Below are 19,560 nucleotides of genomic sequence, written 5' to 3'. Positions count from 1 at the left end.
TGCTTAGGCTCAGGGCAGATTGAGGCCGTGGCGCGCCAGCAGCTCGATCAGGCCGATCAGGGGCAGGCCGATCAGGGCGTTGGGATCCCGCCCTTCCAGCCCCTTGAACAGCATGATCCCCATGCCCTCGCACTTGAAGCTGCCGGCGCAATCGAGGGGCATTTCCGCCGCCACATAACGGCGCAGGGCCGCCTCGTCCAGGGAGCGAAAATGCACGGTGAAGGGCTCCACGAGCTGCTCGGCCCGGCCATTTGCGGCATCGAGTACGCATAGGCCGGTATAAAAGGTGATGCTCTTGCCCTGGGCCATCATCAGCTGCGCCACTGCATTATCCACCGTGCCCGGCTTGCCGAGGATGCGGCCGTCACAGACGCACACCTGATCCGAGCCTATGATCAACCCCTGATCATGTTGGCGAGCGATGGCGCTCGCCTTGGCATGGGCCAGACGGCTGACCAGTGTGTCGGCCGACTCCCCGGGCTGCGGGCTTTCATCGACCTCGGGGGAGGCGCTTTGGAACGGCAGGCCGAGTTTTTCCAGCAGCGCCTTGCGATAACGGGAAGTGGAGGCGAGGATCAGAGTGGTCTGCATGTGTTGATGATATCCATTTATAAATCAATTGGTTGATTCTAACTGTGGCAGAAGGCCCACGCAAACCTCCCCGAGCGCTCGTGTGCCGGCCTGGGTTTACCACGAAAAACCCCGGCAACATGCTGGCGACCCGAGCGCGGCGTAACATAGGTTGATGGGACAGGAGTGCGACATGACAAGATACGGTGTGCTGACCCTGATGCTGCTCTCCCTCGCGAGCTGGGGGCAGGAGTGGCAGCCCGAGAAGGGGGAGGGCGGCGTACAGCTCTGGACCCAGGCACGCCCTCCGTCCCCTTTTCTGGCCTTGCGCCTGGAGATGCGGGTCAAGGCGGATCCCATGGCGTTGCTGGCCGTGCTGCGAGACACGGCGCGCCATCGGGAGTGGTTGCCGTCCAGTCGCGAGGTGCGGCTGCTGGCAAGATCCGGCCCCGATGATGACCTGGTTTACACCCGCCTGGCGTCCCCTTGGCCGGTGCAGGACAGGGAGCTCATCACGCGCTCCCACCTTAGCCGGCGGGCCGGTTGCGCGCTGGTGCTCGAGGTGTGGGCCGAGCCGGACGCCCTGGCGCCTCGCCCGGGCCTGTACCGGATCCGGGAGAGTGCCGGTCGCTGGGAGGCACTGCCACAACGCGATGGCAGCACCCTGATCAGGCTCGAAAGCCATACCAACCCGGGCCGCCATTTGCCGGGCTGGCTGGTCAATCCGATGGCCATCAAGGCGGCGCTGGGCAGCTTTCAGGCCATACGTCGCCTGATGGAGGCCCAACCCAGAGCCGCGCCTCGGCAACAGTTGTTCGGTGGCGGAGGCTGCCCTGCCACGCCCTGAATCCGGTCATGGAGGTCAAGCCCGGTGCCGGGCGAGCGAGGCACGGGATGGGGGAGGGGCGTGCAACGGCATAAAGGGCGCACTGACCCCGCGTTCCTGACCAAGGGGGATGACGGCACAGGATCCTGTGCGGGATCCCGCGGTTTATGGCATAATCGGCCACCGATGAACACAAGTTCCTGCATGCAGGGCCTTGTGCAGGTAAAATCATCGGCGGTAAGGACTTTTTCCTTTGACTATCCCTTGTTGGACCTATAATATTCGCGCCCTATGCAAAAGGTGAAGTTGCCCGTTAAGGTTGATCCAGTCCGTAATGCCTTGAAGCTACTCGATTATGTCGGGATAGTGGAAAAGTCGCAGATGCCCAGACTGGAAGCATCAACCGAAGGCTTGCGAAGTGATGTGGACGTCACTCTGCAGTTTGGCAAAGATGTCCAGAAGTTGACCGTTATGAAAGGCACTGCCCATGCCAAGGTCGACCTGGTTTGCCAGCGTTGTGGAGAGGCTTTCGAGCACCTTTGTGAAGCTAGTTTTATTTACACTCCGCTGTTCGAGAGAACAAACGAGGAAGAGCTGCCGGAAGCTTATGAGCCCATTGAGTTGGACGAAAACGGCGAGATAGATCTTCATCAAATCCTGGAGGATGAACTCATCCTCTCGTTGCCTCAGGTGGCCATGCATCCCATGGATGTCTGCCCCAGAGGAAACATGGAGATGACCTGGGGTGATATCGAACCTGCTGATGAGCGGCCGAATCCCTTTGCAGTTCTTGAAGAGCTCAAACGTAAGTGAATTTTAGGAGTTAGCCTACCATGGCCGTACAACAGAACCGTAAAACCCGCGCCAAGCGTGGCATGCGTCGTTCCCACGATGCGCTGACCACTGCAGCCCTGACTGTTGATCAGACCAGTGGCGAAATTCATCGTCGTCACCACGTGACTGCCGATGGTTTCTACCGCGGTAAAAAGGTAATCGCTTAAGGATTGCCTTTGTCTACGCAAACTGTCGCGCTAGACATAATGGGGGGAGATATTGGCCCCTCTGAAACAGTGCCTGCCGCCGTGCAGGCACTGTCTCTTCTGCCTCAACTAAATCTTGTTCTGGTCGGTGACCAACACCTGATCGCCCCTCTGTTGCAGCAACACGGCTTGCTGACTCATCCCCGCGTTCGTCTCGTACATGCATCCCAGGTCGTCGGCATGGGCGAAAAACCGATCGTGGCGCTGCGTACCCTGAAAGACTCCTCCATGCGGGTTGTGCTCAATCTGGTGAAAGCCGGTGAGGCCGATGCCTGCGTCAGTGCCGGCAATACCGGTGCCCTGATGGCCATGGCCAAATGCGTGCTCAAATCCCTGCCCGGAGTCGACAGGCCCGCCCTCATCAAGGCGCTGCCGACATTGAGCGGAAAGCGCACAGTGATGCTGGATCTGGGGGCGAATGTGAGCTGCGATGCCGACACCTTGCTGCAATTTGCGGTGATGGGCTCCGTGGTGGCCGAGCAGGTCGAGGGAATAGCGTCCCCCCGGGTGGCGCTGCTCAACGTGGGGGAGGAGGAGATCAAGGGCAATGACCTGGTACGCCACAGTGCCGAGTTGTTGCGCCAGTGCGCCGCGCTCAATTTTGTCGGTTTCATCGAGGGGGACAGGATCTTCAGCGGTGACAGCGACGTCATCGTCTGTGACGGTTTCGTGGGCAACGTGGCGCTCAAGACCGCCGAGGGCGTGGTGCGAATGATGGCCGAACTGGCCGGATATCCTCGCAAAAAACGCAGTTTTCTTGGTCGACTCGCCGGATTTATGTTCAAACGGCGTTTTTCTTACCTGAACCCCGACCAGTATAATGGCGCGAGTCTGTTAGGATTGCGCGGCATTGTGGTAAAAAGCCATGGGCGGGCCGAGCGCCGCGCTCTGTGTCATGCGATTCTGCTGGCCGCACAAGAAGCCAAACACCAACTTCCATTGCAAATTGCAGATCGCCTTGAATCTGTCTTTTCCGACAGGGATTTATAAAACTCTATGCATAGCAAAATTCTGGGTACTGGCAGTTATCTGCCGAGTTCGGTTCGTACCAACGCCGATCTTGAGCAGATGGTTGAAACCAGTGACGAGTGGATCGTGGAACGTACCGGGATCCGTGAACGCCGCATCGCCGGGAGCGACGAGAGCGTCGCGACCCTGTCTCATCAGGCGGCCTTGCGGGCGCTGGATGCCGCGGGTCTGACCGCCGCCGATCTGGACATGATAGTGCTGGCGACCACCAGCGCCGAGAACGCCTTCCCGGCCGCAGCCTGCGAACTGCAGGGGCTGCTCGAGGTTCCGGGGATCCCGGCCTTTGACGTGGCGGCGGCCTGCGCCGGTTTCACCTATGCGCTCTCCATTGCCGATCAGTTCGTCAAGTCCGGCGCCGCTCGCCACGTCCTGGTGGTCGGTGCCGACGTGCTCTCCCGCATGTGCGATCCGGAAGACAGGGGCACCATCATACTGTTCGGTGATGGGGCCGGTGCCGTGGTGATAGGGGCGAGCGAGACGCCCGGTATCCTCTCCACCCACCTGCATGCCGACGGCCGTTATGGCGAACTGCTCAAGTTGCCGCAGCCTCGTCGTGGCATGCCGGGGGCCGAGCTCGAAGCCTACATGTACATGAAGGGCAACGATGTCTTCAAGGTCGCGGTGACGCGCCTGAGCGAGATCGTGACCGAGACCCTGGCTGCCGCCAACATAGCGCCGAGCGAGCTGGACTGGCTGGTGCCGCATCAAGCCAATTTCCGCATCATCAACGCCACCGCCAAGAAACTCGGCATGGGGCTCGACAAGGTGATCCTGACCCTGGATCGCCACGGCAACACCTCCGCTGCCTCCGTGCCCATCGCCTTCGATGAAGGGGTACGTGACGGCCGTATCAAACCGGGCCAGCTAGTATTGCTGGAAGCCTTCGGCGGCGGTTTTGCCTGGGGTTCGGCGCTGGTTCGCCTCTGATACCAAGCGGCGCCGCGAGTCTCGGGCGCCCGCTTACCGATTTCGTCTTACCTTAAAGGAATCAATGATGACCCGATTTGCCATTGCCTTCCCGGGACAAGGCTCCCAGAGCGTCGGCATGCTGGCGGAGCTCGCCGAGCAACACGCCGTGATTAAAGAGACCTTCGCCGAGGCGAGCCAGGTGCTGGGTTATGACCTGTTTGCCCTGGTATTGAACGGTCCCGCCGAGGATCTGAACAAGACCTGGCGCACCCAGCCGGCACTGCTGACCGCCTCAGTCGCCCTGTGGCGCCTGTGGCAACAGCAGGGTGGGGCAACCCCCGCCGTCATGGCCGGTCACAGCCTGGGCGAGTATTCCGCCCTGGTGTGCAGCGGCGCCCTGGCCTTTGCCGATGCGGTCAAGCTGGTTGAACTGCGTGGCCTCGCCATGCAGGAAGCCGTGCCGGAAGGCACCGGCGCCATGGCCGCCATCATAGGGCTGGACAACGACTCTATCGCCGCCAACTGCGAGAAAGCGGCGCAAGGCCAGGTGGTCTCTCCGGTCAACTTCAACTCCCCGGGCCAGGTGGTCATCGCCGGTCACAAGGAAGCGGTTGAGCGCGCCAACGTGCTGATGAAAGAGTCAGGCGCCAAGCGTGCCCTGCCGCTGCCGGTCTCGGTGCCGTCCCACTGCGCCCTGATGAAACCCGCAGCCGAAAAACTGGCCGCCGCGCTGGATGGGATCGAGATCAAGGTTCCAACCATCGCAGTCATCAATAATGTCGACGTCTCCTGTGAACAGGATCCGGCCGCCATCAAGCAAGCCCTGGTGCGCCAGCTGTTCAGCCCGGTCCGTTGGACCGAGACGGTAGAGCGGATGGCAAACGACGGCGTCACCCTCGAGATCGAGATGGGACCGGGCAAGGTGTTGACCGGGCTGGCCAAGCGCATCGACCCGCGCGTGGAAGGCATTCACGCCAACGATGCCGCCTCTTTCGAGCAGGCCCTGGCCCAAGTCAAATAAACAGGAGCAAGTCATGAGTTTTACCGATAAAGTTGTGCTGGTCACCGGCGCCAGCCGTGGCATTGGTCGTGCGATTGCCGAAACTTTTGCGGCCCGTGGCGCGAAAGTGGTGGGAACCGCGACCAGCGAGAGCGGTGCCGAGGCCATCAGCGCCTATCTGGGTGAGCAGGGCTGCGGGATGGCACTGAACGTGACCAGCCAGGAATCCATCGAAACCGTCTTTGCCGCCATCAAGGAACGTTTTGGCGACATCGACATCCTGATCAACAACGCCGGTATCACCCGCGATAACCTGTTGATGCGGATGAAGGATGACGAGTGGAACGAGATCATCGACACCAATCTCACCTCCCTGTACCGTCTGAGCAAGCCGGTGTTGCGTGCCATGATGAAGAAGCGCCATGGTCGCATCATCAGCATAGGTTCCGTGGTCGGTACCATGGGCAACGCCGGTCAGGTCAACTATGCTGCCGCCAAGGCGGGCCTGGTGGGCTTTACCAAGTCATTGGCCCGTGAAGTGGCTTCCCGTGGCATCACGGTGAATGCGGTGGCCCCCGGTTTCATCGAAACCGACATGACCAAGGCGCTCAATGAAGAACAGCGTGCCGGCATCATGAATCAGGTGCCTGCCGCCCGTTTGGGTGATCCGAAAGAAATTGCTGCCGCTGTGGTATTCTTGGCGTCTGACGACGCTGCCTATATCACCGGCGAAACCCTGCATGTTAATGGCGGGATGTACATGGTGTAATCAATTTGTCGTGAGATCTGTTCAAATTTGCGATAGTACGCCGAAGTTTGGCGAATTTCGTGGTTTGACCAGCGGCAAGTCACTTGCAAACTCACGTCAATTGAATACACTACCCCAACCAGACGCAATAGCGTATTTTTAAAGGAAAATTCAGGTCATGAGCAACATCGAAGAACGCGTAAAGAAAATCATCATCGAACAACTGGGTGTTAAAGAGGAAGACGTCAAGAACGCTGCCTCCTTCGTCGACGACCTGGGCGCTGACTCTTTGGATACCGTTGAACTGGTAATGGCGCTGGAAGAAGAATTCGATACCGAAATTCCTGATGAAGAAGCCGAGAAGATCACCACTGTTCAAGCGGCTATCGACTACATCACCGCTAATCAGGAATAAGTTCCTGTTCTGAAAGAAGCGGCCCAAGGGCCGCTTCTTTTATGCTTACTCCCTTTCAAAATACCTCTCGGAGACTAGCTCAGTGTCAAAACGCAGAGTCGTGGTAACCGGCCTGGGGATGCTTTCCCCTGTGGGCAACACTGCCGAATCAAGCTGGCAAGCCCTGCTCAACGGGCAGAGCGGCATTTCTCTCATCGATCACTTTGATGCCAGCGAGTTTGCGACCCGTTTCGCAGGCCTGGTCAAAGAGTTCGATCCCGAACAATACGGCATCAACCGCAAAGAAGCCCGCAAGATGGATCTCTTCATCCAGTACGGCGTGGCGGCGGGGGTGCAGGCACTGGATGATTCCGGCCTCGTCATCAACGAAGAGAATGCGGAGCGGGTCGGCGTGGCCATCGGTTCCGGCATCGGCGGCCTGGGTCTCATCGAGCAGAACCACAGCAGCCTCGTCAACGGCGGCCCGCGCAAGCTGAGCCCCTTCTTCGTGCCATCCACCATCATCAATATGGTGTCCGGTCATCTCTCCATCATGAAGGGGCTGCAGGGCCCGAACATCGCCGTGACCACGGCGTGCACCACGGGCACCCACGCCATCGGCATGGCCGGCCGGATGATCGCCTACGGTGATGCGGACGTGATGGTCGCCGGTGGCACCGAGAAAGCCTCCACCCCCATGGGGATGGGCGGCTTTGCGGCGGCCAAGGCGCTCTCTACCCGCAACGACGAACCGCAGAAGGCGAGCCGTCCCTGGGACAAGGATCGCGACGGTTTCGTGCTGGGTGATGGTGCCGGGGTTCTGGTGCTGGAAGAGTACGAACACGCCAAGGCCCGTGGCGCCAAGATCTATGCCGAGCTGGTTGGCTTTGGCATGAGCGGCGACGCCTACCACATGACGGCCCCTCCCTCCGATGGCAACGGTGGCGCTCGCGCCATGAAGAATGCCATCAAGGATGCCGGCATAGCGCCGGAGGCGATCGGTTACATCAATGCCCACGGCACCTCCACCCCGCTGGGGGATGTGGCCGAGCTGCGTGGCATGAAAGAGGTGTTTGGCGAACATGCCAGCGCCCTGATGATCAGCTCCACCAAGTCCATGACCGGCCACCTGCTGGGGGCGGCCGGGGCCATCGAGGCGATCATCACTGTGTTGGCCCTGCGCGATCAGGTGGCACCGCCCACCATCAACCTGGACAACCCGGATGAGGAGTGCGATCTGGATCTGGTGCCCCATGTGGCCAAACCCGGCCAGTTTGAATATGCCCTCTCCAATTCGTTTGGTTTCGGCGGCACCAATGGCTCCCTGATCTTCAAACGCGTATAATTCGCTTTGGGCGAAATGATAAGGCCCGATACGACTGTATCGGGCCTTTTTTATCGGAGGGATCCCCTTGCTGATTAATGGAATACCGACAGAAGCAGTGTCCGCCAGGGATAGAGGGCTGGCATACGGGGACGGTCATTTCACCACCATGCTGGTGAAGCAGGGTGCAGTGGTCTGGTGGCCGGCACACCTGGCCAGGTTGCAGCATGCCTGCGCCAGGCTCGGGTTTGCGGAGCTTCCCTGGGAGACCCTGGCCGCCGAGGTGGCGCAATTGGCAGCAGGGCAGACGCAGGCTGTCGCCAAGATAGTGCTGACCCGTGGCAGCGGGGGACGGGGCTATGATGGCGCGGGATGCAATATTCCCACCCGCATCGTCTCCCTGTCACCATACCCGGACCACTACCTCGGCTGGCAGCAAAACGGCATCGCCGCCCTGGTCTGTCAGCAACAGCTCGGCGATGCTCCCATGCTGGCAGGGCTCAAGACCCTGGGCCGTCTGGAACAAGTTCTGCTCAAAAGCGAACTTGCCGCGCGAGGCGGGGTCGAAGGTATAGTATTGAACAGCCGTGGATTTCTGGTAGAAGGAGTCAGCGCGAATCTGTTTTGGCGTCGTGGCAAGACGGTGTTCACACCGGATCTCACCCGCGCAGGGATAGATGGCATCATGCGCAAGCGCGTGATCATGATGCTTAAACAGATGGGCATTGAACTGCGTGTCGTGGAGGCTCCGCTGGAGTCACTGTGGCAGGCCGAAGAAGTCTGGTTGACCAATACCCTGATGGGCATAGTGCCGGTCACCAGCATTGGGGATGTGCATTATCCCAGCCCGGTATTGATCCGCCGTTTACAGGAGCGTTTGGTCATTGAAGTTTAATCGGCTCTACACCCTGCTCGCGGGGGCAGCCCTGACCGTTGCCGCCGCCGGGGGTTATGTGTATTACAAATGGCAAGAGGTGGAGACGCTCACCAACAAGGGGCCGACGCGCCTCTTTACCGTCGAAAAAGGCGCCCATGCGGCGCGCCTGATTGCCGAACTGGGGGAGGGGGAAACCAGCCCCTGGGCGGTGCGGCTCTGGCTGCGTGGCCACCCTGAACTGGTCGCCATCAAGTCTGGTACCTATGAGATCAAGGAAGGGGCCCCGCTCAAGGAGACCCTCTCCCTGTTTGCCTCCGGCAAGGAGTTTCATTTCAGCCTGACCTTTGTCGAGGGTTCCCGTTTCGAGGACTGGTTGAAGCAGCTCTCGAGCGCCCCTTACCTGGAGCGGCTGACCGTGGAGCAGAGCGAGACCGAGCTGGCGCAGGAGCTTGGCATCGACAACGGCAAGCTGGAGGGGTGGTTCCTGCCGGAAACCTACGCCTACACCACCCATGCCAGCGACATCTCCATCCTGCGCCGTGCCTATCAGGACATGAAAGCCTTCCTGCAGGAGTGCTGGGAGAAGCGGCAGGCCAATCTGCCCTACAAGACCCCCTATGAGGCGCTCATCATGGCCTCCATCATCGAGAAGGAGACGGGCCAACCGGACGAGCGGGCGCAGATCGCTTCCGTGTTCGTCAATCGGCTGCGCCTTGGCATGAAGCTGCAGACAGATCCCACCGTCATCTACGGGGTGAAGGATCGCTACGATGGCAATATTCGCCGCAGCGATCTCACCGATGTGAACCCCTACAACACCTATGTGATCGATGGCTTGCCGCCGACCCCCATCGCCATGCCGGGCAAGGCCTCCATCGAGGCGGCGCTCAACCCCAAGTCGACCGACTACCTCTATTTCGTCGCCAAGGGGGGCGGGGCCCACTATTTCTCCAAGACCCTCGATGAACACAATCGGGCGGTTCGCGAATACATATTGAAGAAACCCTAATGTCTAAATTTATCGTGATTGAAGGACTGGAAGGGGCAGGGAAGAGCTCCGCGGTGCGCTATGTGACCGACTATCTGCATGCCCACGGCATCGACAGGATTGAGTGTACCCGTGAACCGGGTGGCACCCCCCTGGCGGAGCGAATGCGCGCCATCGTCAAGGAGATGCACGACGAGCGCCTCACCATCGAAGCCGAATTGCTGCTGATGTATGCCTCCCGGGTGCAACTGGTGGAGACCCGGATCAAGCCGGCACTGGCCGAGGGCATCTGGGTGGTGGGTGATCGCCACGATCTCTCCTCCCAGGCCTATCAGGGGGGCGGTCGCGGCATCGATGCCCAGCTCATCGGCGCGATCAAGCAGGCGGTGCTCGGCGACTTCAAACCGGATCTGACCCTCTACCTCGATATCGATCCCGCCCTCGGTCTGCAACGAGCTCGCCATCGTGGCGAGCTCGACAGGATAGAGCTGGAGCAACTCAGCTTCTTTGAGCGCACCCGCGCCCGCTACCTGGAACTCGCGGCCAGGGATGACAGCATACTGGTGATCGACGCTAGCCAGACGCCGGATCGGGTCAAGGCCGCCATCGAGGCTGCACTGGACAGCACCCTATGTATCCCTGGCTGATCCCGGACTGGCAGGCCCTGAGCCAGACCGTCCAGGCCGGTCGCCTGGGCCACGCCTGGCTGCTGCTCGGGGATCCCGGCCTTGGCAAGGAGCAGCTTGCGGAACGATTGGCGCGCCTGCACCTCTGCCAGCAGCCGGATCGCGGTGAACCCTGCGGTCACTGCCACGCCTGCCAGTTGTTCGACAAGGGCCATCATCCGGATCTCGGCACCATAAGCGCCGACAGCAAGAGCATAGGGGTCGAGGCGATTCGCGAGATCTGCGGCCGCCTGCAGAGCACCTCCCAACTGGGGCGCGGCAAGGTGGTGATCATTCCGGACGCGGAGCGGATGACGGAGTCCGCCGCGAACGCCCTGCTGAAAACCCTGGAAGAGCCGGCCGGCGACAGTCTGCTGTTGCTGATCGCATCTCAGGTTTCTCGCCTGCTGCCCACCATCCTCAGCCGTTGTCACAAGCATGTCTGTCAGCTGCCGACGGAGGGGGAGACCCTGCGCTGGCTGAGTGAACAGGGCCATCAGGCCACCCAGGCCCAGGTGCGGATCTGTCAGGGGGCGCCGCTTCGGGTACTCAGTTACCTCGAAGAGCAGCAGGATGGAGCCAGACGGACGCTGCTCGAGAGCTTCGTCTCCCTGTCGCAGACGCCGACCCGGGCGGCGAGTGTCTGCTCCCAGCTGGCGGAGGAGAGCCAGATCAGATTGCACTGGTTGCAACTCTTCCTGTGCGATGCCCTCAAGACCCAGGCGGGCTGTGGCCACCACCAGCTGGCGATGCCGGATCTGGCCGCCCTCAGCGAGCAGCTGGCCAAGCGCCACTCCAGCGAAAGGTTGCTGGAGGCGGAGCAGCAGCTCGTTGCCCTGAAAGCCGCCTGCCAGCCGGGTCAGCTCTCCAATCCCACCATCCATCTGATGAACTGGCTCAATCGCTGGTTATGACAAGATACAAGGTTGTCTATGTTACTCGTTGATTCCCATTGCCATCTCGACCGTCTCAGCTACGGCAGCAAGCAGACCGACATGGCCGATGTCTTGGCCAAGGCCGCGAAACTGGATGTGGGATATTTTCTCTGCGTCAGCGTGACCCAGGCGCAGTTCCCGTCCATGCTGGCGGCGATCGCTCCTTATCCCCAGGTGTTTGCCTCCTGTGGCGTCCACCCGCTCAATCAGGATCCCGGTGTGGATGCCCCCTTGCTGCTGACCCAGGCGGCGGATGAGAGAGTGGTGGCCATAGGCGAAACCGGGCTCGACTACTTCTATTCGCCGGAAAACAAGGAGGTGCAGCAAGCCTCCTTCCGGGAACATATCCGGGTAGCCCGGGCATTGAACAAGCCCCTCATCATCCACACCCGGGATGCCCAGCAAGATACCTTGCAGATCATGCGCGAAGAGGGGGCCGAACAGGTGGGGGGCGTGCTGCACTGTTTCACTGAATCTCTCGAGATGGCCCAGGCCGCCATGGAGATGGGCTTTTACATCTCCATCTCGGGGATAGCCACCTTCAAGAATGCCTCGGCACTGCAGGCCGTGGTCAAGGCATTGCCACTGGAGCGATTGCTGATAGAGACGGACTCTCCGTATCTTGCCCCTGTTCCTCACCGGGGGAGGGAGAACGAGCCCGCCTTCGTGCGAGACGTCGCGCAATTTATTGCCGATCTGCGGCAGATATCGCTGGCCGAATTGGCAGAGGCCACCAGCCACAATTTCTTTGAGCTATTCAAGCTGGCGAAAAAATAACCCCAAGGAGCCCCGACAGACGGTGCTCTTTATTTAAAATCATCAGCCTGATTACCCCCGGCAATATCAATCACACACCTCGTTATCTCTCACTCGATATCCGATACTGGGCCATCTTCTGGAAAACACTTTCTCCGGATATAGAGTAAGCCTGCTTATTATCCCTGAGAGGCTGGATGCATTGAATCAATACCCTATAAGTATCGATAATGAATATTATCGATACTTGATGGATCTGAAAGATCCTGTAAGATCCTCCTAAACTCCATATCGAATCATAGACTTACGTGGCCTATCCAACCATTTCACCACCTGCTCATCAGTCACTGCAGACGGTATTCGATCCTGCGCTCAATAGCCGGGCGCGCCGTTTCCTGCGCAGCGCAAAAGCGGATTCCACCCTCAATGCCTATCAGGCAGACACCCGTATCTTCGTATTCTGGTGCCAGTTGCATGGGCTGGATCCGCTACAAACCAGCCATCACGACATCATGAACTTTCTGGCAGATCAGGCTGACGGCATATTGGCGGACTGGGTATGGCTGGATAAAGAGGAGGGGAAGGGGGAGCTGCGCAACGGGGAGCCTCGAAAACCGGCCACCCTGGTGCGGCGGCTCGCCGGCATCCGCTATGCCTTCAAGCAGAAGGGCATTCATCCCATGCCGACCGAGCATGCGGAAATAAAGGAGATGATGCGGGGCATAGTGCGCCTCGGGGATAACCGCAAACGCAAGACGGGAGCCCTGACCCTGCAACCCCTGACCCGGGTGCTCGACGAGATAGACACCTCCTCCCTGGCGGGGCTGCGGGATCACACCCTGCTGCTCTTGATGTTCAGCGGTGCCCTGCGCCGTTCGGAGGCGGCTCGTATCGAAGTGGGCGATCTCGACTTCGTGGGGCAGGGGATCCGGCTCCGGCTCAAGCCGAGCAAGCATCAACTCCATGAAACCGAAATCGCGCTCATTCCCGGCAAGCACTATTGCCCGGTAACCGCCCTCGGCCGCTGGTTGAAAGCGAGCCGCATAAGCCAGGGCCCGCTGTTTCGCCGAATGACCCGCTGGGGGCAGCTCACAACAGATCCCCTGGGCCCGCAAGGCATCAACCTGATGATCAAGCGGCGAACCGGCCAGGTCATCGACGATCTCTATGTCAGTGGCCACAGCCTGCGCCGAGGCTTCATCACCTCGGCGGTGACCGCGGGCAAGCCGATGAACAAGATCATCGAGGTGACACGGCACAAGGACATGCGTACCCTGCAGGAGTATTTCGACGATGCGCACAAGTTCTCCGATCATGCCCTCGCAGGCTTGCTGTAAGATAACCGCGCCACGGTATTTTTTATGTTAAATACCATCTGATTGATTTGATGATATATTTCTCGCACCCCGACGCGGTGCCGGTGAAGGGTCACCATGAAGGGAAAAGTGCCAGGCACAGCAGGCGGCTCTCACCCCTGACAGGGGAGTGTCATTCCGGCGCCCTCCATAGTGAGAGATAACAAACCCCACTCTCTTATTTAGCAAGGTCATAATGAGCCAGGAAATGAAGATGAATGTGGCGCAAGACAATGCCGAGCGGCAACGCCAACACGTGAAACGCAAGCAGGAGACCCACAGCAGGCTGCAATGCTGGATCAGCAATCGCCACGCCGAGCGGTTGCAGGAGCTCGGTCAGCACCTGGAAGACAATCAGGCTTCCCTCATCGAGCAGGCGATCGATCTGCTGTACCAGCACGAGCTGGTGCCCCAGGGGAGACCGGAGAAAGCCCTCGCGGAGATCAGCGAATAAAAAAAGCCAGGTACGAATTCCTTGTACCTGGCATAGGGGAATTGGCTCCTTGCAGAGCCGTGCGCTAATTGATAGGCGGATTGCCTTAAGCTTAGACAAGGCGCGAGGCATTTCAAGAAGTGACTAAAAGTTCAACCAGAGTGTGGGTTTTCCAGACTCGAACAGGTGTCAGTCCTTGAAATGGCCACCGGCATCTCACTCGTTGAACAGGTTGTTGTCCCGCACCAGCTCACGGGGCAGGGCATTCTTGATGCGGCTCCCGACCCATTTCCCCATCCCTAGCGGGTAACCCTGATAGCGGACGATCACTTCCCCCGTTCCCGGGGCCAGCTCGGGCCAGACATCCCGTCCCATCATGAATTCACGCCCGTTGGAGGTATCCAGCTCGACACATCCCCGAGTAGCCAGGCTGCCATAGGCCAGCGCCCATTCGTGGGTGAGGCGATAACCCTTCTTGAAAGTTTCCGCCAGCTTGATGCCGATGCGATCGAAGCGCAGCTTGCCCTGCACCTGCTCGAAGGCGTGGGGGAAGAGCCAGATCTCGTCATTGCGGCCAAACAGCTGGCCCCGCGCAGCGACCCCGAAGCTCGCCTCTATCTCCCGCAACATGGGCTCGGCCTCTTTCGCCGGCAGAGGGGAGAAGGGGAACTTGCCGAGCTTGCCCGGCTTGAACATGGTGTTGGGCACTGAGTGATGCTTGCTGATCCTGGCGACGAAGAAGCCCTCGCTGTCGAAGATCTGGGGCCAGACATGCAGGTAACCCTCTGGGGTGCAGGCCTGCCCGGCACCGGGGAAGAGAGAGGCAAGGGAGTCGATGCTCAGGGCGTCGCCGAACTTCTCTTGCAGCGACTGACAGACCGCCTGGTTCTCCTGAAGGCTCAGGGTGCAGGTGGAGTAGACCAGCACGCCACCGGGTTTGAGGGCGTGGAAGGCACTCTCCAGCAGCCCTTGCTGCACAGCGGCGATCTCCTCGATGCTCTCGAGACTCCAGTTGCGCAGGGCATCTTCATCCTTGCGCACCGTGCCTTCCCCCGAGCAGGGGGCATCGAGCAGGATGGCATCGAAGGTTTCCGGCAACCACTGGCCAAACACCTTGGCATCGAAATGGGTCATGCCCACGTTGGTCACGCCACAGCGCTGGATATTGGCGCTCAGCACCTTGAGCCGGCTGCTGGAAAACTCATTGGCAACCAGCATGCCCTGGTTGCCCATCAGGGCCGCCACCTGGGTAGTCTTTGAGCCGGGCGCCGCCGCCGCATCCAGCAGCATGCCATCGTGCTTTATCCGCTCGCTGGCAAAGAGCGCCGTCACCGGCAGCATGGAGCTGGCCTCCTGGATGTAGAAGAGGCCGCACAGGTGCTCGGCGGTGTTGCCAAGGGGCACGCTCTCGTCGGCCCGGGTCAGCCAGAAGCCGGTCTCGCACCAGGGCACGGGATCCAGCTGCCAGCCCAGTGGCGCCATGCGTGTCACGAAGTCGGGCACGGAGATCTTGAGGGTGTTGACCCGGATGCTGCGCCGCAGCGGCCGCCGACAGCTCGCCACGAACGCATCCATGGAGAGATGGGCCGGCATGATGCCCGCGATATGACGCAGGAAGTGTTCGGGAAGGTAGGTATTGTCGTGCACAGTGCCGTCTCGCTGACCCAAAAGAGGGGCAACATAATACCACAGGGGTCGGAATATTCTGAATGGGCGATGGGCAAAACGAACAAGCCCGGCACTGGGCCGGGCTTGGGTCATAGGGTCAGGACAACATCAGGGCTGGATGCGGGGGCTCCACTCCAGCCACTCCTTCTCCGCCTTGCCATAGAGCGGGTAGCTGTGGCCGGCCTTGACAGTCGGCCCCATCTCCCGCTCCGGGGTGTTGAAGGCGATGCCGCCGGCCAGCAGGCTCTGGACGGTTTCCACCTCTATGGTGCCGCCGGTCAGGCCGATGTCGGCCTTGACCCCGGACACGTTCCAGAAGCGGCTGTTGGCGCGCACCAGGTGGGCGTATTCCTGAGCGACGTTCACCTCGATCAGTACCTCGCTGCCATCCCGTGCCAGCGCCACATCGCTGACGCTGCCCACCACCATCTTGCGAAACAGCAGGGGGCTGCCGACGCTGATGCCGCTCACGGAGGGGCTCTTGAGGGTCAGGGCCAAGCCGATGGGGGTGTTCTGACTCAGGGGGAAGCGCTCCTTGCCCGCGCCCTGGCCCGGGCTTGCCTCCACGAAGGCGCCCTTGATCAGGGTATCCAGGTGGGAGACGCCCCCCAGCCCGAGCTTGGCCTGCACCAGGGTGTAGCGTGCGCCGCTCTGCAGGAAGCGGGCGGCGTATTGCCCATCCAGCTCGGCCCTGAAGCTCACCTGACCCAGGGCGGGATCCAGTTCAATCTGCTCCACCTTGCCGATGTCCACCCCGCGGTAACGGATGGGGCTGCCCACCCCGAGCCCGGGGTTGCTGTCGGCGGTCAGGGTCAGGGTGCGCACCTGGGTGCCGGCCTGCTCCTTGCTGTCAAACAGCTGATGGCTGCTGCGGCCGGTACCAAGCCGGTCAAATTCGATGGCCCCCCGCAGCAGGGTGGCGAGGTTGCCCATCTTGACCTGCACCCCGTCGAGCCGGATCTTGCCGTCGATGGCCGCCTTCTTCCAGAACTGGGGCTGCTGCTTGAGCAGGGGCGCATAGACGGCGTCTATCTCCAGGGTGATGCCCACCCCGCGCTCCTCGGCTTTCAACGCCTTGACCTTGCCCGCTTCCAGCCCCAGATAGAGAACGGGAGAGCCTACGCCTATCCCGTCCGCTTGCTCGGCGCGCAGTGTCCAGCGCTCGGGTCTTGCATCACGACTGCCGAGCAGGGCCAGCTCCTGACTGGGATAGAGGCGGTCGATACGCTCCCCCACGGTGGCCTGGACAAGCTTGATCCCGCCCGCCAGCCAGGCGCTCGCCGGGCTGGTCTCCACCTTGAGGCCGCTCAGATCGGCCTGGACCTGCAAGGGGGCGGCGCGATAGAAACGGGCCCGCTTCAGCAGGTGCTGATAGCGCTCGTTCACCACCAGGCTGACGCTGGCATTGCCGCCGGCATCCAGGGTCAGTGCCCCCAGCTCACCTATCTGCAACCCCTTGAACCAGAGCGGGGCCCCCTCGTTCAAGCCGGCGAGATCGTCCGCCTGCAGGGTCAGCTTGATGCCATCGCGCGGCTCCTGGCTCGCCAGCGTCATGGTGCTGACCTTTTCCCCTGCCACATAGTCGAGACGGATGGCCGGTCCGGCCAGCAGGCGATCCGCGTGCTTGACCCCGGTGGGGGAGAGGGAGACAGTCTCCCAGACCAGGCGGCTCTTGCCGGTCATTCGAAATGCCTGCTCTGGGTTGATCAGCGCAGTGACGACTCGGCCCTGCTCGGTCAGGCGAATGGGGTCTATCCTGCCAATCTCTATCCCTTCATAGAGGATGGGCATGCCTTCCTTGACTGGCAGGGAACCCGCCTGGATGGTGATGCGCTCCCCTCTGGCCGCCTCAGCCAGCCCCTTGTAGAGAGTGAAATTGAGCCCCTTCTGCGCGACAGGCGACGCCTTGGGGGAGTCAAACGCTATGCCGCCGCTCAGTATGGAGGTGAGGCTGCCAGCCTCCACGCTGACACCGGCCAGGCTGAAGGAGCCCTTGATGCCGCTGATGTTCCAGAAGCGGGTATCCACCTTGACCAGGTGCTCGAAGCGCGGCTCTATCACCAGATCCAGGATCACATTCTGGTTGTCTTCGCCCAGGCGGGTATTGATGACGCTGCCGACCTCGATCCCGCGGAAGTAGATCTTGGCCCCGATGCCGACCGATCCCAGGGAGTCGGCGGTCAGGTGCAGGGTGCGCCCCTGGGCCTGATAACCGGGGGGAGGGCCGTCCAGGGCATCGAACTCGTCCTCCAGCGGGTTGTTGTCCCGACCGGGTTGCAGGTTGATGTAGTTGCCGGAGACCAGGGTATCGAGACCGGAGATCTCGGTCAGCGACGCCTTGGGACTCACCAGCCAGAAGTCGGAGCCCTTGCGGATGAGCGGGCGGGCGCGGCTGTCGACCTTGGCGAGCACGGCTATCTTGCGACCGTCCTGTGCCAGCTCCAGATCCTGGACTACCCCTATGGCCACCCCCTGATAACGCAGCTGGGTCTTGCCCGGCAGGATGCCATTGCCCTGGGCAAAGTTGATGCGAATGAGTTGACCGCTGCTCGTCCACTGTTGGTAGATGAAACCACCCGCCAGCAAGAGGGCGATGAAGGGCAACAACCAGACTGGGGATAACCAGCGATGTTTCTCAATGACGGGTTCAGCCCCGATCATACCGACTCCTTAAATTGGCTGTGATGCACAGCACATCCGATACAGAAAAAATGCATTAACGGGCCGCCTTGTCCCACAGCAGACGGGTGTCGAGCATCCGGGCCGACATCATGGTGAGGATCACCACGCCGGCGAAGGCGGTTGCCCCGGGCCCGGCCCGCACGTTGAGCAAGACCCCGCGATCCACCAGGGCCACCATCAGCGAGATCACGAACAGGTCCAGCATGGACCAGCGACCGATGAAATCGATGATGCGATACATGATGAGCTGACGCTTGCGCCGCACCGGCTTGCTGCGCTGCAACTGCCAGCAGATCCAGCCCAGCCCCAGTATCTTGCCGATGGGGACTATGATGCTCGCGGTCAGCACTATGGTGGCTATCCCTGACATCTTGCTGCGATAGAGCGCCATGATACCGCTGAAAATGGTATCGGACTGCAGTAATCCCTTGTTGTAGAAATGGGTGATGGGCAGCAGGTTGGCAGGGAGCAGCATGAAGGCGGCGAGCGCCAGCAGGCCCCATGACCAGGCGAGCGAATGGGGGATCCGCATCTGCAACGGGCTGTGGCAGCGGGGGCAGCGCATGGCACTCTGGTAACGCACCAGCAGTCCGCAGGTGTGGCAGCGGCAGAGCCCGAGTTCACGGGCGCTGGTCGGTATCATGAGCCGGCTCCTGCGAGGCGTTTTGCAGCGGTATCCGCTCCCAGTAGGGGGCGGGGTCAAAGAGGATGAGCAACGTCATGTTGAGCAGCATCAATATCCCCAGGCTGAGCAGACCGCCCCCCAGGCGCACGTCGGCGATGTCGATGAGCTTGAACAGGGCGACCAGCAGGCTGACGATGTAGACCTCCAGCATGGCCCAGTGCCGGAACACCTCCACGGCCTTGAGCGTCGGGGCCAGCATGTGCCAGCGTTTGGCAAGGCCGGAGGCGAGCGCGAAGATGCCGAGCAGCAGCCCCACCGGCGCCAGCACGGCGCACCAGAGCACCAGACTCGCGACCCAGAGTTCGCCCTCCTCAAACAGCATCAGAATGCCTTTGAGCAGGTTGGCATCGGAGTTGACCCCCGCCAGGCGCAGGTAGAGCAGGGGTTCGAAGAGGGCGGAGGGGAGCTGCAGGAAGCCGGTGATGGTGAGGGCCATCAACTGGGAAGGACGAAAAGCATAGCGCCCATAGAGATGCTGGTGACAGCGCGGACAATGGGCGTGACGACGCAGGGGCAGCAGCTTGCGTTCGATCAGCAAGTCACACGCCGGGCAGACGATCACGGAGTGGGGATCCGACATACGATTCAACCTGTTGAAGGAATTGATAAAATTTACCCTAAAACGCCTTCGCTGTCTTGCCGCAGCTCAGCCTCTGGTCAAGAAAAGATGGCTCGG

21 protein-coding genes are annotated in these 19,560 nt (G+C 60.8%); 16 read left to right on the top strand and 5 right to left on the bottom strand.

Features of this window, described 5'->3' with window-relative positions; all coding sequences use genetic code 11:
- Positions 1–9 precede the first annotated feature (9 nt).
- Entirely contained in the window at positions 10–591 is a 582-nt protein-coding gene (locus AAHB08_RS08920) for a Maf family protein (RefSeq protein WP_342058721.1), read from the bottom strand.
- 172 nt (positions 592–763) lie between these two features.
- Between AAHB08_RS08920 and AAHB08_RS08915 the strand changes: the two genes are divergently transcribed.
- The 16 genes from AAHB08_RS08915 (at position 764) to AAHB08_RS08840 (ending at position 13,870) form a co-directional block, all read left to right on the top strand.
- Complete coding sequence (locus AAHB08_RS08915) at positions 764–1,417, top strand: START domain-containing protein (protein WP_342058720.1); 654 nt, start codon at positions 764–766, stop codon at positions 1,415–1,417.
- A gap of 270 nt (positions 1,418–1,687) precedes the next feature.
- Positions 1,688–2,209, top strand: a complete 522-nt coding sequence (gene yceD, locus AAHB08_RS08910) for a 23S rRNA accumulation protein YceD (RefSeq protein WP_025326977.1) — start codon at positions 1,688–1,690, stop codon at positions 2,207–2,209.
- 20 nt (positions 2,210–2,229) lie between these two features.
- Positions 2,230–2,397 carry a 50S ribosomal protein L32 gene (gene rpmF / locus AAHB08_RS08905; protein WP_005300935.1) on the top strand — a complete coding sequence of 56 codons (168 nt, stop codon included), beginning with the start codon at positions 2,230–2,232 and terminating at the stop codon, positions 2,395–2,397.
- A gap of 9 nt (positions 2,398–2,406) precedes the next feature.
- Complete coding sequence (plsX, locus tag AAHB08_RS08900; protein WP_041205769.1) at positions 2,407–3,426, top strand: phosphate acyltransferase PlsX; 1,020 nt, start codon at positions 2,407–2,409, stop codon at positions 3,424–3,426.
- Positions 3,427–3,432: 6 nt separating this feature from the next.
- Complete coding sequence (locus AAHB08_RS08895) at positions 3,433–4,392, top strand: beta-ketoacyl-ACP synthase III (protein WP_139434511.1); 960 nt, start codon at positions 3,433–3,435, stop codon at positions 4,390–4,392.
- A gap of 67 nt (positions 4,393–4,459) precedes the next feature.
- A complete protein-coding gene (gene fabD / locus AAHB08_RS08890; protein WP_205641755.1) occupies positions 4,460–5,395 on the top strand; it encodes an ACP S-malonyltransferase in 936 nt (311 codons plus the stop codon).
- 13 nt (positions 5,396–5,408) lie between these two features.
- On the top strand, positions 5,409–6,143 hold the full coding sequence (gene fabG, locus AAHB08_RS08885) for a 3-oxoacyl-ACP reductase FabG (RefSeq protein ID WP_025326981.1): 735 nt from the start codon (positions 5,409–5,411) through the stop codon (positions 6,141–6,143).
- Between the two features lie 157 nt (positions 6,144–6,300).
- Positions 6,301–6,537, top strand: coding sequence for an acyl carrier protein (acpP, locus tag AAHB08_RS08880; RefSeq protein WP_005300909.1), 237 nt, complete (start codon positions 6,301–6,303; stop codon positions 6,535–6,537).
- Between the two features lie 82 nt (positions 6,538–6,619).
- On the top strand, positions 6,620–7,861 hold the full coding sequence (gene fabF, locus AAHB08_RS08875) for a beta-ketoacyl-ACP synthase II (RefSeq protein WP_025326982.1): 1,242 nt from the start codon (positions 6,620–6,622) through the stop codon (positions 7,859–7,861).
- Positions 7,862–7,928: 67 nt separating this feature from the next.
- A complete protein-coding gene (gene pabC, locus AAHB08_RS08870; RefSeq protein ID WP_342058719.1) occupies positions 7,929–8,735 on the top strand; it encodes an aminodeoxychorismate lyase in 807 nt (268 codons plus the stop codon).
- Positions 8,725–9,726, top strand: a complete 1,002-nt coding sequence (gene mltG, locus AAHB08_RS08865; RefSeq protein ID WP_247626140.1) for an endolytic transglycosylase MltG — start codon at positions 8,725–8,727, stop codon at positions 9,724–9,726. The genes pabC and mltG overlap by 11 nt, the downstream gene beginning before the upstream one ends.
- Entirely contained in the window at positions 9,726–10,352 is a 627-nt protein-coding gene (tmk, locus tag AAHB08_RS08860) for a dTMP kinase (RefSeq protein ID WP_342058718.1), read from the top strand. Before mltG ends, tmk begins: the two co-directional genes overlap by 1 nt.
- Positions 10,337–11,284, top strand: a complete 948-nt coding sequence (gene holB / locus AAHB08_RS08855; protein ID WP_342058717.1) for a DNA polymerase III subunit delta' — start codon at positions 10,337–10,339, stop codon at positions 11,282–11,284. The genes tmk and holB overlap by 16 nt, the downstream gene beginning before the upstream one ends.
- An 18-nt stretch (positions 11,285–11,302) precedes the next feature.
- Entirely contained in the window at positions 11,303–12,082 is a 780-nt protein-coding gene (locus tag AAHB08_RS08850; protein WP_139434493.1) for a TatD family hydrolase, read from the top strand.
- 287 nt (positions 12,083–12,369) lie between these two features.
- Complete coding sequence (locus AAHB08_RS08845; protein WP_446699519.1) at positions 12,370–13,398, top strand: site-specific integrase; 1,029 nt, start codon at positions 12,370–12,372, stop codon at positions 13,396–13,398.
- 214 nt (positions 13,399–13,612) lie between these two features.
- A complete protein-coding gene (locus AAHB08_RS08840) occupies positions 13,613–13,870 on the top strand; it encodes a RepB family protein (protein WP_202045724.1) in 258 nt (85 codons plus the stop codon).
- Positions 13,871–14,065: 195 nt separating this feature from the next.
- Here the strand turns inward: AAHB08_RS08840 and rsmF are convergent, their stop codons facing one another.
- The 4 genes from rsmF to AAHB08_RS08820 all read right to left on the bottom strand — a co-directional run bounded on the left by rsmF (position 14,066) and on the right by AAHB08_RS08820 (position 19,464).
- The gene (gene rsmF, locus AAHB08_RS08835) at positions 14,066–15,496 is read right to left on the bottom strand and encodes a 16S rRNA (cytosine(1407)-C(5))-methyltransferase RsmF (RefSeq protein WP_342058716.1); all 1,431 of its coding nucleotides are present in this window, start codon (positions 15,494–15,496) and stop codon (positions 14,066–14,068) included.
- Between the two features lie 129 nt (positions 15,497–15,625).
- Positions 15,626–18,178: an MlaD family protein gene (locus AAHB08_RS08830; protein ID WP_342058715.1), complete on the bottom strand. Its 2,553-nt coding sequence runs from the start codon at positions 18,176–18,178 to the stop codon at positions 15,626–15,628.
- Between the two features lie 55 nt (positions 18,179–18,233).
- Positions 18,234–18,842: a paraquat-inducible protein A gene (locus tag AAHB08_RS08825; RefSeq protein ID WP_342058714.1), complete on the bottom strand. Its 609-nt coding sequence runs from the start codon at positions 18,840–18,842 to the stop codon at positions 18,234–18,236.
- The gene (locus AAHB08_RS08820; protein ID WP_342058713.1) at positions 18,820–19,464 is read right to left on the bottom strand and encodes a paraquat-inducible protein A; all 645 of its coding nucleotides are present in this window, start codon (positions 19,462–19,464) and stop codon (positions 18,820–18,822) included. Before AAHB08_RS08820 ends, AAHB08_RS08825 begins: the two co-directional genes overlap by 23 nt.
- Positions 19,465–19,560: the final 96 nt, after the last annotated feature.

It is taken from the genome of Aeromonas sp. OTU364, assembly GCF_038440395.1.
Classification (GTDB): domain Bacteria; phylum Pseudomonadota; class Gammaproteobacteria; order Enterobacterales; family Aeromonadaceae; genus Aeromonas.
Note: the sequence above shows the minus strand (reverse complement) of the source record. Positions and strands in the feature narration are given on the sequence as shown.